The 15,532-nt window shown below is 67.9% G+C and carries 14 protein-coding genes and 1 pseudogene; 12 read left to right on the top strand and 3 right to left on the bottom strand.

What is annotated here, in order from left to right:
• Positions 1-93: 93 nt before the first annotated feature.
• Positions 94-1,275, bottom strand: a complete 1,182-nt coding sequence (locus AQJ27_RS38200) for an alkene reductase (protein WP_235613743.1) — start codon at positions 1,273-1,275, stop codon at positions 94-96.
• A gap of 333 nt (positions 1,276-1,608) precedes the next feature.
• Here AQJ27_RS38200 and AQJ27_RS38205 point away from each other — a divergent pair, with 333 nt between their 5' ends.
• Positions 1,609-2,331, top strand: a complete 723-nt coding sequence (locus AQJ27_RS38205) for a hypothetical protein (protein WP_067379325.1) — start codon at positions 1,609-1,611, stop codon at positions 2,329-2,331.
• Positions 2,332-2,425: 94 nt separating this feature from the next.
• On the opposite strand, the gene AQJ27_RS38210 is transcribed toward AQJ27_RS38205, so the two are convergent.
• Both AQJ27_RS38210 and AQJ27_RS38215 read right to left on the bottom strand, forming a co-directional pair.
• On the bottom strand, positions 2,426-3,031 hold the full coding sequence (locus AQJ27_RS38210) for a CGNR zinc finger domain-containing protein (RefSeq protein ID WP_067379327.1): 606 nt from the start codon (positions 3,029-3,031) through the stop codon (positions 2,426-2,428).
• Between the two features lie 176 nt (positions 3,032-3,207).
• Positions 3,208-4,056: an MBL fold metallo-hydrolase gene (locus AQJ27_RS38215; protein ID WP_067379328.1), complete on the bottom strand. Its 849-nt coding sequence runs from the start codon at positions 4,054-4,056 to the stop codon at positions 3,208-3,210.
• Between the two features lie 262 nt (positions 4,057-4,318).
• Between AQJ27_RS38215 and AQJ27_RS38220 the strand changes: the two genes are divergently transcribed.
• From AQJ27_RS38220 to AQJ27_RS38270, 11 genes and pseudogenes are all read left to right on the top strand, one after another.
• Positions 4,319-5,176, top strand: coding sequence for an MBL fold metallo-hydrolase (locus AQJ27_RS38220; RefSeq protein WP_067379330.1), 858 nt, complete (start codon positions 4,319-4,321; stop codon positions 5,174-5,176).
• Between the two features lie 524 nt (positions 5,177-5,700).
• Positions 5,701-6,213, top strand: a complete 513-nt coding sequence (locus tag AQJ27_RS38225) for a DUF302 domain-containing protein (protein ID WP_067379332.1) — start codon at positions 5,701-5,703, stop codon at positions 6,211-6,213.
• 398 nt (positions 6,214-6,611) lie between these two features.
• Entirely contained in the window at positions 6,612-7,340 is a 729-nt protein-coding gene (locus tag AQJ27_RS38230; protein WP_067379335.1) for a flavin reductase family protein, read from the top strand.
• A gap of 8 nt (positions 7,341-7,348) precedes the next feature.
• Complete coding sequence (locus tag AQJ27_RS53050) at positions 7,349-8,533, top strand: alpha/beta fold hydrolase (protein WP_159064495.1); 1,185 nt, start codon at positions 7,349-7,351, stop codon at positions 8,531-8,533.
• Positions 8,534-8,593: 60 nt separating this feature from the next.
• Positions 8,594-9,487 (top strand): alpha/beta hydrolase, encoded by an 894-nt coding sequence (locus tag AQJ27_RS38240; protein WP_067379337.1) that lies wholly within the window; start codon positions 8,594-8,596, stop codon positions 9,485-9,487.
• Positions 9,488-9,519: 32 nt separating this feature from the next.
• Entirely contained in the window at positions 9,520-10,308 is a 789-nt protein-coding gene (locus tag AQJ27_RS38245; RefSeq protein ID WP_067379339.1) for an enoyl-CoA hydratase/isomerase family protein, read from the top strand.
• Positions 10,309-10,522: 214 nt separating this feature from the next.
• Positions 10,523-10,816, top strand: a pseudogene (locus tag AQJ27_RS53055) (NAD-dependent malic enzyme); the annotation flags it as partial.
• A 157-nt stretch (positions 10,817-10,973) separates the two neighbouring features.
• Positions 10,974-12,116, top strand: a complete 1,143-nt coding sequence (locus tag AQJ27_RS38255; RefSeq protein ID WP_067379344.1) for a hypothetical protein — start codon at positions 10,974-10,976, stop codon at positions 12,114-12,116.
• A gap of 601 nt (positions 12,117-12,717) precedes the next feature.
• Positions 12,718-13,659 carry a D-2-hydroxyacid dehydrogenase family protein gene (locus tag AQJ27_RS38260; protein ID WP_067379347.1) on the top strand — a complete coding sequence of 314 codons (942 nt, stop codon included), beginning with the start codon at positions 12,718-12,720 and terminating at the stop codon, positions 13,657-13,659.
• 196 nt (positions 13,660-13,855) lie between these two features.
• A complete protein-coding gene (locus AQJ27_RS38265; protein ID WP_067379350.1) occupies positions 13,856-14,554 on the top strand; it encodes an SDR family oxidoreductase in 699 nt (232 codons plus the stop codon).
• A gap of 51 nt (positions 14,555-14,605) precedes the next feature.
• Positions 14,606-15,532: dihydrolipoyl dehydrogenase family protein (locus AQJ27_RS38270; RefSeq protein ID WP_067379352.1), on the top strand; the 927-nt coding region annotated here is incomplete at its 3' end.

Here is a 15,532-nt window from a genome sequence, read left to right on the forward strand (position 1 = left end):
GCACGCTCCGCGACCATCGGGATGATGACAGCGTCACTGCCCCGCTCGGGCGCTTGCCAGGGCCACCCGGCCTGGCCGTGGTTCCGTCCCGCTTCACCCTTCCAGTAGCGGGTAATCGGTGTAGCCGGCGGCATCCGGACCGTAGAAGAGGTCCTTCTTCGGTTCGGCGAGCGGCGCATGGGAGGCGATCCGGGCCGGCAGATCCGGATTGGCGATGAACGGCTGCCCGTAGGCGACCAGATCCGCCAGGCCGTCGCTCAGAATCGCGTTCCCTCGGTGCTGGTCGAACCCGACGTTCGCCATGACGGTGCCTTGATAGACCTTCCGGAAGTGCCGGAACATGCCATCGCCGGCCAGGTCCTCCAACGGTCCTCCGGTGGAGTCGACCATCATCCCCATGAGCAGGAGATGTGACAGTTCATAGTCGTTGAGCCGTCCGAGCACGTACTCGCTGTCAGCCAGCGCCTCGACCCCGGAGACGAATTCTCCTGTCTCGGACCAGGCGGGTCCGGCTTTCACACCGACACGCCGCAGGTCGACGAACTCGCCGACGGCCTCGATGATCTCGAAGAGGAAGCGGGCGCGGTTCTCGATCGAGCCACCGTAGTGGTCCGTGCGCAGATTGGTGCGGGGGTTCAGGAACTGACTGATCAGGTAGTTGAAACCTGCCTGCAGCTGCACACCGTCGAATCCCGCCGCCATGGCGTTGCGAGCCGCCGTCGCATAGTCGGCGACCGTCTGCCGGAGGTCGTGCGCCGACATCGCCCGGGGCTCCACGGTGGGCTTGCGACCAGTCGATGTCGGGGCCAGTAGCCCCGGGTTGACGGCCGAAGGCGCGAGAGGCGGGCGGCCGTCGAAGAAGTCGGGGTGAGAAGCGGACCCGGTGTGCCACAGCTGAGCGAAGATGACACCACCTGCGAGGTGGACCGCATCTGTCACCTGCTTCCAGTGGGCGACCTGCTCATCGGTGAACAGCCCCGGAACGTCATGCCATCCGACCGCGTCACGGCTGATCCACACACCCTCGGAGATGATCAGACCGGCTGATGCCCGCTGAGCGTAGTAGTCGATGTGGAGATCAGTGGGCAGGAGATCGCGATTGCGTGCACGACTCCGCGTCAACGGGGCCATGACCACGCGGTTCGTCAGAGAGACGTCGCGCATTTGGTACGGCAGTAGCAAGGACTGCGTGGAACTCATATTTGACTCCTGATGTGAGAGCGGGGCCAGGAAGATCCCGGGAGGCGATCGGCGACATCTCGCGCGACGTCGCACCGACTCCTTAAAGCACGGAAGTGTGCTTTAGCTCGATCGTAGCACTCATTCACGCTAAAGCAAATATCTGTGCTCCAAGGTGGCTCCTGCCGTCGGAAGTCGGCAGTCGGGCGGCCCGTCGCAGGGGGCCGAGGGATCCCGTGGCGCACGTAGCCCTGCGGATGCGCGCGCAGGGGTGACCGCCCCGGGGCCAGAAGGGCCTGACCTGACCCTGGGCCCTTCGAAGACGCATACTTCACCTGACAAGCAGGGCCGGAAAGCAACAGGCGGATTCCTGTCTCGGCCCCGCAAGGCGCAATCCGAGCACCCTGCTCGCCGACTGTTGGAGGAGATGTGACCGACCTACTCTCAGCAGTTCTCAAGGCCCATGGCGGCACGGAGCGGTGGGACCAGTTCGCAACCGTGACTGCCACCATCGTCAGTGACGGAGAGCTCTTTGCGGCCAAGGGCCTGCCCAAGGACCTCCAACCACGCCGGATGACTGTCGACATGCACAAGGAACACGCTTCAGTGCGCCCCTTCGGGTCCCCCGAACAGTGCTCGGAGTTCACGCCCGACCGCATCGCGATCGAACGCGCCGACGGCACCGTCGTAGCCGAACGTCCCAATCCACGAGCGTCGTTCCGGGGACACACCCTGGAAACGCCCTGGGATCCGCTGGACCGCGCCTACTTCAACGGCTACGCCCTGTGGACGTACCTGACCACGCCGTTCTTCGCGATCATGAAGGGCATGGGCGTAGAGGAGGCGGAACCGTGGAACGAGTCGTCAACCGAGCGATGGCGTCATCTGCGGGTCACTTTCCCGGACGACATCGCAAGCCACAGCACCGTGCAGGACTTCTACTTCGGGGACGACCATCTGCTCAGGCGGCACGACTACCACGTTGACATCGCGGGCGGTTTCGCGGCCGCGCAGTACGTCTACGACATCGATGAAGCAGACGGAATCAAGTTCCCGACCAGGCGTCGCGCGTATCTCCGGCGGTCCGACGGGCGTCCCGACCACGACCACCTCATGGTCAGTATCGACCTGCGCGATGTCCACTACTTCTGACAGCACCTGAGCGTGGGCCAACAGGCCCTGCTCACTGTCAGCCACCTCCGCCGAGCGAGGCACAACGGCGAGGCCCGCGCCGAAGGGCCGGCTGTCAGACCTGGTCGGCGCCGGCCCGCTTGCGCGCACGATAGTTGCGCAGGTTGGCCGCGTTGCCGCAGACGTGGACGTCGTGCCAGACGCCGCTGTTGTTGCGGGAGCGGTCGTAGAAGGCAGTCAGGCAGCGCGTGTTTCGGCAGGACTTCAGGCGGCGCAGGGTATCGGTGCACTGCGCCTGGTAGACCTCGATGAGGGCGAGTGACGCCACCTGCCGCCATCCCGTGCCGCGGGGCTCGGCGTGGACAGCCCCATGCTCGTCGAGCCGCAGCGCGGTGGGCAAGGTCATCAGTGAAGCCGCCGGGCCGGTCTCCGTCGCCGGGTCACCGAGCTGGGCGTGGAGGCTCTGACCCAGGTCATGACGGAAGTCGCGCAGGCCCTGCACGTCCTCGGCTGTCAGTTCGATGCCGGGCGCGGGCCGGTGGGACACGCCACTCCAGCTCTGCAATGCCTGGTCAAGCCAAGCACGGGCGCCCTCGGCGGTCTGCAGAAGGTCGGGCTCCCGGGGCTTGCCCGCGGACAGTGTGTTGAGCAGGTCCTGCACGAAGGCCAGCCCACCCGGGGCGGGCTCCAGGCCATATCGGGCTGTCGCAGTCCAGGACATTCGCGGATCTCTTTCGGTGACGGCAGCTACAGCAACATGTCCATAGCCTATTCACTTATTACGTTTGGAAGTGTAACTCCCCGAATGGCGAGTATCGGCTTCCAACGCAGTCGGCTGACACCCCCTTGCTCCGGGCTCCCCGACCTGAGCGTGACTGGGCGGCCAGGCCCGGCCACTCAGCCCTTGGCCGACCTCGCCGAGCCCCACAGTGCGCCCTGGTTGACTCGGCCAGGGTGCAGTTCCAACATGCCGCGGTAGAGGTCGAGAGTGGTCGTGGTGCGCTCTGCGACCGCCTCGAAATCGTGAATGTAGCGCCGGGTCTCGGCAATTGCCTTCGGGTCGTCGGGACGGTCGGGGTTCTTGTGTCCCGCGACCACCGCTTCGGGCTCCAGCGCAGCGATGGTGTCGAGCGCGTGCAGCCAGGCTCGGCGGCCCTCGGCGGGCGATTCCGCGAGGTAGAGGTGAACATCGTTGTAGACGGCGTCTCCGGCCACGACCAGGCCGATCGACGGCACGTGCAGACAGGTGGTGTCATCGGTGTCCGTGTGTCCGAGTCCCACGACGACGAGGTCGTGGCCCTCCAGCTCCAGCCGATCGTCGGCCAGCGGCTCCGCGGCCACGAGTCTGCTCGGGATCTGGCCGGGGAAGCGCTTGTCCCAGAACGACGCGACGAACTCCGGCGCCATCTGCTTCTTCATCTGCTCCACCACCGCCGGCGTCGCCACCGCGCGCGCCCCCGGGAAGCGTTCAAGAACGGTACCCAGCCCGAACCAGTGGTCACCGTGCCCATGGGTCACGAAGACCGTGGTGAGGTTCATGCCGCTCGCCGCAACCCAGTCGGCCAGTCGGTCGGCCTGCTCGGCGGTCATCAGCGCGTCGACCAGCACCGCGTCGCGCTCGCCTGTGATCAGTGTGGCCGTGATGGGCGACCACATACGCCGGGGGACGTCGGGCGGCAGGTCCGCGACCTCGGTGGGGATCGACGGTGCTACGTGGACGCTCCAGCTCAGTTGCGCTCCGGGCATGTTCGCTTCCTCGGGACTCAGAGGCAGCCACAAGAGAGCTGTGACCGATCAGCCATGTCGATACCTGCGAATGCTGCCTGGCCTGTCGTACTTCTCCAGCCGAAAGTAACTCGACTCAACGACAGAGTCAAGGCACATACGGTTATGTCGTACAGTCGTCGTTGTGCAGGCATTGAATTCCGCTGCGCAAGCGGTCCGCCGCCGCAGGTACGTGACCAGACGACCGCGCGAGCCGCACGTTGCCCCTCAGGGAGGAGTCATCATGACCGCATCCGCGCCCAGCTCTCTGGAGTACGAGACCTTCGTTTCGGACGGCACACCCCGGGCCGGCGAGGAACGTCTGCCGAACGGCGACCGGCTCGTTTCCTCACCGCTGACCTCGACGCTGATCTTCGGGGAAGAGGACGCCGTCCTGGTCGATCCGCCGTTCACCCGTGAACAGACCGAACAGGTCGGTGACTGGGTCGAGCGGTCCGACAGGCGCCTGACCCACATCTACTCCACCCACGGACACGGCGATCACTGGTTCGGCACCGCTGAACTAGTGAAGCGATTCCCCGGCACCACCGTCTACGCGACCCGCGGCACCATCGAGGTCATGCACCAGCAGGCCACCGACGGGCGCGAGCAGATGTGGGACAAGCGCTTCCCCGGCCTGATTCCCGACAGCCCGGTTCTGGCCCAGCCCATTCCCGCCGACGGCTTCCAGCTGGAGCGCAACCTCATCCAGGCCGTCGAGGTCGGGCACACGGACACCGACGAGACGTCCGTCCTGCACGTCCCGTCCATCGGCCTCATAGTGGCCGGCGACGTCGCCTACAACGGGGTGCACCAGTACCTCCTCGAAGGCGGCGATGGCGGCCTGCAGAAATGGCTCGGGGCCATCGATCGCGTCGCCGCGCTCGAGCCGCGCACGGTTGTGGCCGGCCACAAGAACAAGGATCTACCGGATGATCCCGCCATTCTCGACAGAACCCGGCAGTACCTGCTGAACGCCATCCGGCTGCTCGACGAAAACCCGACCGCCCACGAGTTCTTCGACCGGATGACGGGGCTGTACCCGGATCTGCTCAACCCCGGTCCGGTGTGGTACGGGGCGGTCGGGCTACTGGGAAAGTGACCAGGAGAAGCCGTGGAGGCGACAGTGGTCGACCAGGCCACCCGCACCACGGTCGGCGACGACATCGACGCCCGTATGCGCGCGGCGATGTGACAGCCGAACCACCGCCCGGTCGGGGCCATCTGAATGTGACAGCCGAACCCACCGCCCGGTCGGGGCCATCTGAAGCCATGGAGTGCGCGCGGGCGCCGGCCCACCCCGCTCGGGTCGCACCCCTGACGGCCGTCAGCCAACCTGAACGGGATACCGGCCGCCGGCGACCGGGGCAGGAGCTGTCAAATGAGCGCCGCCCAGCACGTCGTAGGAAGGCGTTGCGACCGAGGCGTCCCGCCGGGCCGCCACCTTCCGCTGCGGCATGCAGCCAACGCACCTCCGGGGTGCAGGGCACCCAGCGCGCGACGATGATGCCGCGTCCGCGGCAGGCCACGCGGCAGGCTGCGGACCGCGAGACGTGGAAGGCAGCGTTCGAATTTCCCCGCCCCGCTTTGCGGGAGCCCGGTTCCCTTTTCCCGGAGGAATTTCAGATGACCACGCGTACCGGCGTCATCGACCACGCCGCCCGGCGACTTGTCGTGGGGCTCCCCACTCCCTACGACGCGACCCGCGAGCACTACGAAACCCTCGTCCCCGAGGCCGATCTCGGCCGCTTCTACGACATGACCTCCTGGCAGGCCACGCTCGAGCTGGCCGAGATCAACGCTCCGCACGGCTTCATGCGCTATTACCGCAGCGACATCACCGCCGTGATGACCGGATCGGCGTCCTACTGGAAGGCCACCCAGTACCTCATGGGCAACCACACCATCGCCGAACGCATGTACCGCCACGACCCGTCGGTCATGCTTCACGCTCCCCTGCGGACCCTCCTGTACAGCGACCTCGACGGCAACACGAAGCTGGCCATCGACCAGCCGAGCCTGCTGTTCGCCAGCTACGGCGACCCACGCATCACCGACGTCGGCCGCGAACTCGACGCGCTCCTCGCCCGGCTGGTCACCCTGCTCGGCGGCGAGGTGCCCCCGCAACTGACCCTGTGACAGTTCCGGACGGTCGACATGCCGCCAGCGCGACAGGGCCCAGCAGTTGTCGACGACCCGTCTCCCCAGGCCGGTAATCCGCAGCCCGCGCCGCTCCAGAAGCTGTGCGGATCCTCATCGGCCAACTCCTCTCTGGGCGTCGCCACAGCGGGCACTGCCGTACTTCCGCCATAGGCAAGCAGGGTACAGCTATGTCCTTACATCATCCCATTATGTCGACTAGATGCCGAATGCCCCACTTGCGCGACATAGTCAAAAGGCATACGCTTATTTCAAACGGGGACTCGAGGTACAGCGCCCCTTCTCTCCGGCGCCGCCCATGAGCCGTTCTCCCGGCAGTGGTCGTACGGCGTGCAGCGCTGTTCCCATGCCGCGTTCCCACCGATGGAGGTCTGACGATGATCATTGACGCTGCGGAACTGGACGCCGCCCACGCGTACAAACTGCTGATCGGAAGCATCATTCCGCGCGCCGTGGCCTGGGTCAGCACGGTGTCGACCGAGGGCGTGGCCAATCTCGCGCCCATCTCCTTCTTCACCGCCGTCGGCAGGAAGCCGCCCATGGTCTCGATCACCCTGCAGCCGCAGGCGGACGGCGTCACACTGAAGGACACCTTCATCAACATCCGTGACACCGGCGAGTTCGTCACCAACCTGGTGACGCTGCCGCAGGCGGACGCCATGCACGGTTCGGCATACGGGTTCGAGCCGGACGTGGACGAGTTCGAGGCGCTCGACCTCGGCAAGGAGCCGTCCGAGGTCGTGCGCGCGCCCCGGGTCAAGGACGCGCCGATCTCCTTCGAGTGCGTCGTCGACCGGATCATCCCCGTCGGGGACGACATGGTCGACCACGTGGTGTGGGGCCGGGTGGTGCGCTTCCACGTCCGGGACGACCTCTACCTGGAGCGGGGCCGCATCGACACCGCCGCCCTCCCGGCCGTGGGACGCCTGGCCGCCGAGTACACGCTGGTCGAGAACGTCTTCACCACGCCCCTGGACAAGGAACTGCTCGCAGCCCGGCACGACCAGCGCATGCAGCGCCTGGACGGACGGCCCGCCGACTGGTCCCCGATCAACACCAGGGAATGGTCGCCCTCGGGCGAGGTCAGCGTCGCTCCCGGAAAGTGAGCACGGCAATGAGGACAGAGCGGATCGGAACGAGCGATGTGCGGTTCCGGCGGCAGGGCGAGGGAGACTTCGCTGTGGTGTTCGTCCACGGCTTCCTGGACGACCAGTACGTCTGGGACGGCCTGATCGGTGAACTCGCCACCCCCGGCATCGAATGCGTCACCCTCGACCTGGCAGGGAGCGGGGACCGCACGCAGGCGAGCGGGCCGTTCACCTACTACCGGTTCGCCGACGAGGTGGGCGCCGTGGCCGACGCCCTCGGCAAACCCTTCGTGATCGTCGGGCAGAGCCTGGGATCTGCGGTCGCCGAGCTGGTGGCCGCACAGCGCCCCGACCGGGCTCTCGGTCTGGTCCTGGTCACCCCGGTCCCGCTGGCCGGCACCCGGCAGCCCGACGAGGTGATGGACGCCTTCCGTTCCCTGGGTGGTGACGGCGACGCGCAGCGCGCGGTCAGGACCCAGCTGTCGGCAGCGCTGGCGGAGGCGGACCTCGACCGGCTGGTGGTCAGCGGCACGCGGATGCGTCCCGAGACCGTGCGGGAGGCTGCCGACTGCTGGAACAACGGGCACCCGGCGGGCGAGCAGCCCAGCCGGTACACGGGGCCCGTGCTCATCGTGCGCGGGGAGGACGACGGCTTCGTCACCGACGAGTCGGTCACCCAGGGGGTCGCGCCGCGGTTCGCCGCGCCCGAGACAGTGGCGGTCGGCCAGGCCGGGCACTGGGCCCATCTGGAGCAGCCGACCCACGTCGCGGGCCACCTCGATCGCTTCCTGGCCCGCGCGCTGCCCGCCGTACAGGCGTCTGCCTGGACCAACGCCTTCGAGGAGAAGTCGGCCAACGCGTTCAGCGACGCGTTCGCCGCCGAGGTGACGCTGGAGGCGAGCGCCCTTACCCGCACGGTCGAGGGCCGCGACCAGGTCAAGAACGTGATGGCGGCGGCGAGCACGATCTACGACTCGCTCGTCTTCACGCAGGAGACCGTCAGCGGGGAGCGCTCCTACCTGGAGTGGAAGGCCACCGCGTTCGGCGGCACGCAGATCGACGGCGTGACGATCCTGACGAAGAACGCGGACGGGCAGATCGTCCGGGCCGCCATCCACCACCGGCCGCTCGGCGCCGTCCACCGGTTCTCCGCCGAACTGGGCCGCAGGCTGAACGGCGTGCTCGACGCCGAGTACTTCCACCGGGGCTGAGCCCCCGTTTCCGTCATTCCGGCCAGGGCCCGGCCCTGGTCGCACCGAGGAGGTTGTTCAATGGTCCAGCGCGAGGATGTCGCATTCGACGCCGACGGCGGGGTCACGCTGCGCGGCTGGCTCTTCCTGCCGGACGGTCCCGGCCCCCACCCGGCGGTCACCATGGCCCACGGCTACGCCGGGGTCAGGGACCACGGCCTGGAGCCCTTCGCGCGGGTCTTTGCCGAAGCGGGCTTCGTCGTCCTGCTGCACGACCACCGCAACTTCGGCGCCAGCGACGGCCTTCCCCGGCAGGACATCGACCCCTGGCGGCAGATCGCCGACTGGCGCCGCGCCATCTCGTATCTGGAGAGCCGCCCCGAGGTCGACGCCGGCCGGATCGGCCTGTGGGGCACCAGCTACGCCGGTGGCCACGCGATCGTGCTGGGCGCCACCGACCGCCGACTGCGCGCCGTGGTCGCCCAGGTGCCGACCATCAGCGGCTTCGAGCAGGGGCGGCGGCGCATCGCGCCGGAAGCGGTCGCGAAGCTGGAGGCGGCCTTCGACGAGGACGAGCGCGCCCAGGCCCGCGGCGAGGCCCCCCGCACCCAGGCCGTCGTCGGCGACGACCCGGCCGTACCCGCCTCCTATCGCACGCAGGAAGCCATCGACTTCTACCTCCAGCCCGTACCGGAGGGCGTGTGGAGCAACGAGGTCACGGTCCGCTCCAACCGGCTGGCCCGCATGTACGAGCCCGGGACCTGGGTCACCCGGGTCTCCCCCACGCCGCTGCTCATGGTGGTCGCCGCGAACGACACCGTGACCCTCACCGACACGGGGCTCGCGGCCTTCGAGCAGGCCCTGGAGCCCAAGCGGCTGCAGATGATCCCCGGCGGCCACTTCGACCCGTACACCACCGAGTTCGACCAGGCGAGCACCGGCGCCCTCGACTGGTTCCGCCGGCACCTCTCCTGACGAGCGCCCCCGACAGAGTGCAAGGACGAACCATGCCCCATCTGACCTACTCCATCGACGATGGACTCGCCACGCTGGTCCTGACCAATCCGCCGCAGAACCGCATCGACCCGCAGATGGCCACCGACCTCGCCGAAGCGCTGGAGGCGATCGGCCACAGCGACGCCCGCGCGGTCCTGGTGCGCGCCGAGGGCCCGGACTTCAGCTTCGGCGGCGACATCGTCGACTGGCCGGATGCGGACGTACGTGAACTGCGGACCCTTTTCGAGCGCTACATGCAGGTCTTCAACCAGCTCGAGCGGCTCCCGCTGCCGGTGATCGCCGCCGTCCACGGGCTGTGCTTCGGCGGCGGTCTGGAACTCGCGCTCCGCGCCGACGTGATCTTCGCGGGCGAGACGGCCCGCTTCGGCCACCCCGAGCAGACCCTGGGCATCGTCACCGTGCTCGGCGGGATCTACCGGGTCGCCGAGCGTGCGGGCCGGGCACGCGCCGCGGAGTGGGCACTCACCTCCGAGCAGGTGCCCGCCAGGGTCATGGCCGACGCCGGTGTCGTCAACCGGGTCGTCGCCGACGACACCCTGCTGGCCGAGGCGACCGCCTTCGCTCGCAAGGCGGCCCAGGGACCCACCCGCGCCCACGCCGCACACAAGGCCCTGCTGCGCGCCTGGGCTGTCGGCGGTGTCTCCGCCGCGGACGAGGCGATGTTCGACATCGCCATGCCGCTGTTCGAAACCGACGACGTCAACAAGGGCCTCGCCTCAGCGGTCAAGGCCTTCAAGGCAAAGCAGCCCCGGCCCGCCATCGACTTCCAGGGCCGCTGACCGCCGGCACCACAGCGCACGGCGCGACAGTGCACGGCACCACAGCGCACGGCGCCGGCCCGCCGCCGCGGACGCCTGCCCGTCCCTGCCGACCGCCCGCGAGCAACCGCGCCGTGCCGTACGGCACCAGCACGGGGGAACGGACCTCCACCGCAGCCCGCGCGTTTGCCTGCCCGGGGCAGGCAGGCGGGACGCGCACGAAGGAACAGCAGTCATGAACGCAGAAAGCGCCACGTCAGCCGGGCACCGCGAAGCCGTCGGCCGGGACAGCAAGCCGGTCTTCGCGCTGTACCGCCGCGGCAAGATGACGATCACATCGACCGTGCCTCTGCGCGACAGCGACGACCTCTCCCTCGCCTACACCCCCGGCGTCGCCGAGGTGTGCACCGCGATCTCCGAGCAGCCCGAGCTCGTTCACGACTACACCTGGGCCTCCCACACCGTCGCGGTCATCACCGACGGCTCCGCCGTGGTCGCAGACGAGCTGCGCCCCGACCACATCGTCCCCTCCCCCTTCGAGCCGCGAGTGGCCCCCCGCGGTCGCCGAGGCCGTCGCCACCGCCGCCCGGCTCGAGAGGGTGACCCGGCGCAGTGAGCCGCCCAGCGGCGTCGCCGTGAACGGTCCCACTGTCGTCGATCCACCACCAGTCATGGAGTAACCCGGAGTGCATCCCCAGCCCCACCCCCCGCATCACAGGCGCCGCCAGCCCATCCGCATCTGGCTGCAGCCGTTCCTGATCGGCCTGGTCATCGTCTCTGCGTTCGTCAGTTGCTACGTCGGACTCATGCGCGACCCCCAGCCCCACCGGATCCCCGTGGCGGTCACGGGACCGCAGCTGGCGAACAAGGTCCAGCAGTCCCTGGGCGACTCGATCGACGTCCGGCGCACCGACTCCACCGCCGAGGCACTCGATGCGCTGCGCCACCGCGACATCGTGGCCATGCTCGGCACCGGCCCCCACGGCAAAGACCTCAAACTCGACGTCGCGAGCGCGAACGGCCTGTCGACGACCACCGCGGTCACCAAGCTCGTCACGGCCTACGCACACGGCGCCGACCAGCGCCTCAGCGTCTCCGACATCGTGCCGCTGAACCGGTATGACGCCCGCGGCCTGGCCGGGTTCTACGTCTCCTTCGGGGTGACCCTCTCCGGCTTCGCCCTCGCCCAGAACGTCGTGGGACTCAGCAGCCTGCTCCACCTGCGGCACCGCTTCACCCTGATGGCCGTGTTCGCCGCAGCGTCGGGCCTTGTCGCGGCCGCCATCGCCGGTCCCATCCTCGACGCCGTCCCCGCGCCGTATCTCCCCCTCGCCTTCGTCCTGGCCCTGCTGGCCGCCGCCGCAGCCTTCACCACGAAAATGCTGGCCACCTACGTCGGCCCCCTCGGTATCCCCCTCGCCACCCTGCTGCTGCTGACCGTCGGCAACTCCACCAGCGGCGCGACCGTCGGCGCCGACCTGATGCCCAGCGGAGCCCGGACCGTGTCGGCACTGCTGCCCCCCGGCGCCGCCGTCCGCGCCATCGCCGACCTCAGCTACTTCCGGAGCTCCCACGTCCTCGCCCCGCTGGCGACACTCATCCTGTGGGCCGCGGGTTCCGCAGTCCTGCTGGCCTTCCGCACCACCAAACAACACCCGGCGGCCCCCACACCACACCGGGCCACAACCGACGACACACCCACAACCCACTGGGCCGGCACCGACGAAGGACACTTCACACCAGGCAACGGCACCACACCGCACCCGGCGTTCACCGTGCCACCGAAAGAGCCCGACACGATACCAAAAGAGAGCCCGACACGATGCTGAAAGCTTCGTCCGATCGCGTCTGACGGTCACTTGCCGCACCGACGGCGACGGCGGGGCAAGCCTGAAGCCTTCTTGCTGGTGCACGCCGCGCCGGATCCCATCACGGAGGTGGTCACCGTCCCGGCGGTTTCAGCCCACCGATGTGCCAGACAGGGCTTGAGCGGGTCGAGTTCAGCCACGGGCAGTTGCCGAGGAGCCGATCTCGGTGCACGCGTCGGCGCTGCTGCAAAAGTCGCGAGGCTCGAGGCAAGAGCATCGGCCGCGGGCAGTCCGAGGCCTACGCCGAGAGCCGGGCAACCGCGTCGCCGCCCGAAGCTGATCGCGCCGGCGCTCCACGCCCAGTTCGACATCGCCGTGATCGCCTGGCAGTCGGACGGCAGCAGCTCCATGAGCAGGTCTACTCCACCGTCTACCAGCCGACTTGTGACCATACGGGTGACATCAGCGCGGTGGCCTGACGCGTCCTTGCCTCAACGCGGCAACCCGAGCAAGCTCAGCAGCTGGACGAGGCTCCACTGCGTACGCCGGACCCGCCGCGTAGGGAAGTTCAAACCCCACCCACCAACGCTTCGGTCCGATTGACAAAAGTAGGAGGATCCGCATGAGAATCGCGATTCTGGACGACTATCAAGGCGTTGCGCTGGGCCTGGCCGACTGGGATTCGCTCCACGCCGAGGTGCGTGTCTTCACTGAAGCCTTCGAAAACGAGGGGGCGGTTGTGACGGCGCTCGCCGAGTACGAGGTAGTGGTGGCCATGCGAGAGCGGACCCCCTTTCCGTCGTCAACCCTGAAGAGATTGCCACGTCTGAAGTTGCTCGTCACCACCGGGCCGGTCAACGCGGCAATCGATCTGGATGCCGCACACCGTTCGGGTATCACCGTGTGCGGTACGGGTTATTTCTCGTACCCGACGGTTGAACTCACCTGGGGGCTCATTCTTTCCGCAGCACGCTTGATCCCACAACAGGTGGACTCCGTTCGCCGAGGTGGATGGCAAGAGGGACTGGGGGTGAGCCTCAGGGGGGCCACTCTGGGAGTTCTGGGCCTCGGGCGATTGGGGACCGCGGTAGCGGAGCTCGGGCGCGCCTTCGGCATGCAGACCATTGCCTGGAGCAAGAACCTGACACCCGCGGACGCGCAGGCGAAAGGAGCGACATACGTTTCGCGAGACGAATTGTTCACGCGCTCCGATGTGTTGAGTATTCACGTAGTACTCAGTGAGCGCACTCGAGGCCTCGTCGGCGAGCGAGAAATTGGCCTCATGAAGTCGACGGCGATTTTGGTGAACACCTCGCGCGGGCCTGTGGTGGACGAGACAGCACTCCTCAGAGCATTGGCCGAAAAGAGGATTGGTTCAGCGGCGCTGGATGTCTTCGATCGCGAACCCCTGCCCACTGATCACCCTCTGCGTTCACTGAGCAACGCCGTGGTGACACCTCATATCGGCTACGTAAGTCGGGATCTGTATGAGGTCTTCTATCGGGACGCGGTCGAGGACATCGCCGCATGGAATGCCGGAACCCCCGTTCGCATGCTGTCTTGACGGTCCGCCGCGACGTGCTCCGGAAAAGCATCGTCGTCCGCTGTCCGATCCACGCCATCCGTCCGCGTATGACGTCGCTTGGAGCGCATGAGGACGCACCACGCAAGCCGGCCCGCACAGGTGGCCGCCGCCGCGTACTGCTCGCCCGGCCACAGCAAATCCAGTTACGCAACTGACGAAAGCGAGGTGTCCGGCCATGGAGGTCAAAGGATCGGTCGCGCTGGTGACCGGCGCGAACAGGGGCATCGGACTGGCGTTCACCCGTGCCCTGCTCGCCGGGGGCGCAGCGAAGGTGTATGCGGGTGTCCGCGACCCCGAGAGCGTCCGGGAGCCGGGGGTCGAGACGCTGCGTCTCGATGTCACCGACGAGGACCAGATCGCGGCTGCGGCGGTGGCGGCGTCCGACGCGACCATCGTGATCAACAACGCCGGTATCCAGGCCGGGCCGAGCCTGCTGGAGGGATCTCTGGAGGGCGCGCGGCGCGAGCTGGAGGTGAACTACCTGGGCACCTGGGCGGTCTCGCGGGCCTTCGCTCCGGTGCTCGCGGCCAACGGCGGCGGAGCTCTGGTGAACATCCTGTCGGTGGCGTCGTGGCGGGTGAACAAGCGGTGGCCCAGCTATGCGGCGTCGAAGGCTGCCGAGTGGTCGCTGACCAATGCGTTGCGCGTTGGTCTGCGACAGCAGGGAACACTGGTCGTCGGGGTGCATGTGGGCCCTGTGGACACCGACGCCACCCTGGGTCTCGACGTGCCGAAAGTGCCGGCTGCGGAGGTGGCGGCGCAGACCATCGACGCGATCAGCCGCGACGTGCCCGAGGTGTTGGTCGATGAGGTCTCCCGCCAGGTGCGCGCGGCGTTGTCCGGCCCTCTGGAGCTCCTGGATCCTGCGCCGTGAACGGAGACGGCAGGACTGCCCAAGGCCATCCGACACCAATGGAGAGGTGGAATGGACACTGACTTCGATGTCGTCGTCCTCGGTGCGGGCCCCGGCGGATATGTGGCTGCCATCCGCTCCGCGCAGCTGGGGCTTCGTACGGCCATCGTGGAGGGCCGTTTCTGGGGCGGGGTGTGCCTGAACATCGGCTGCATTCCGGCCAAGGCGCTGCTGCGCAACGCCGAGGTCGCGCAGTTGATCCTGAACGACGCGGAGAAGTTCGGCGTAAGGGTCGGCGGAGACGTGAGCCTGGACTACCAGAGCGCCTATGAGCGGAGCCGGGTGGTGGCCGACGGCCGCGCGAAGGGCGTCGGCTATCTCATGCGCAAGAACAAGATCGCCCAGTTCGAGGGCCGGGGCACCTTCATCGACCCGCACACGATGCGAGTGCACCTGCGCGACGACGAGGCGACGCTCTCCTTCCGCTCGTGCGTCATCGCCACCGGCGCGACCGTGAAGCTGCTGCCCGGCACGACATTGGGCCAGCGCGTCGTGACGTTCGAAGAGCAGATCCTCTCCGACAACCTTCCGTCGAGCCTGATCATCGCCGGCGCAGGTGCCATCGGCGTCGAGTTCGCCTATCTACTGCGGTCCTACGGTGTCGAGGTGACGCTGGTCGAGTTCCTCGACCGGATCGCACCGCTGGAGGACGCGGAGGTGTCGGCCGAGCTCACCAAGCGGTTCAAGCGACAGGGAATCCGCGTCCTGACCTCCGCCCGCGTCGAGTCCATCGAAGAGGCCGCGGACAGTGTCCGTGTAGTGGTCCGGCAGGGCGACGAACAACAGGTCCTGGAGGCCGAGAGGGTCCTGCAAGCCACGGGTTTCCAGCCACGTACGGCCGGCTATGGGCTGGCCTCCGCAGGGGTACGGCTGACCGACCGCGGAGCAATCGACGTGGACGGCCATTGCCGCACCAGCCAGCCGCACATCTACGCCATC

Source organism: Streptomyces olivochromogenes, assembly GCF_001514115.1.
Taxonomy (GTDB): Bacteria; Actinomycetota; Actinomycetes; order Streptomycetales; family Streptomycetaceae; genus Streptomyces; species Streptomyces olivochromogenes.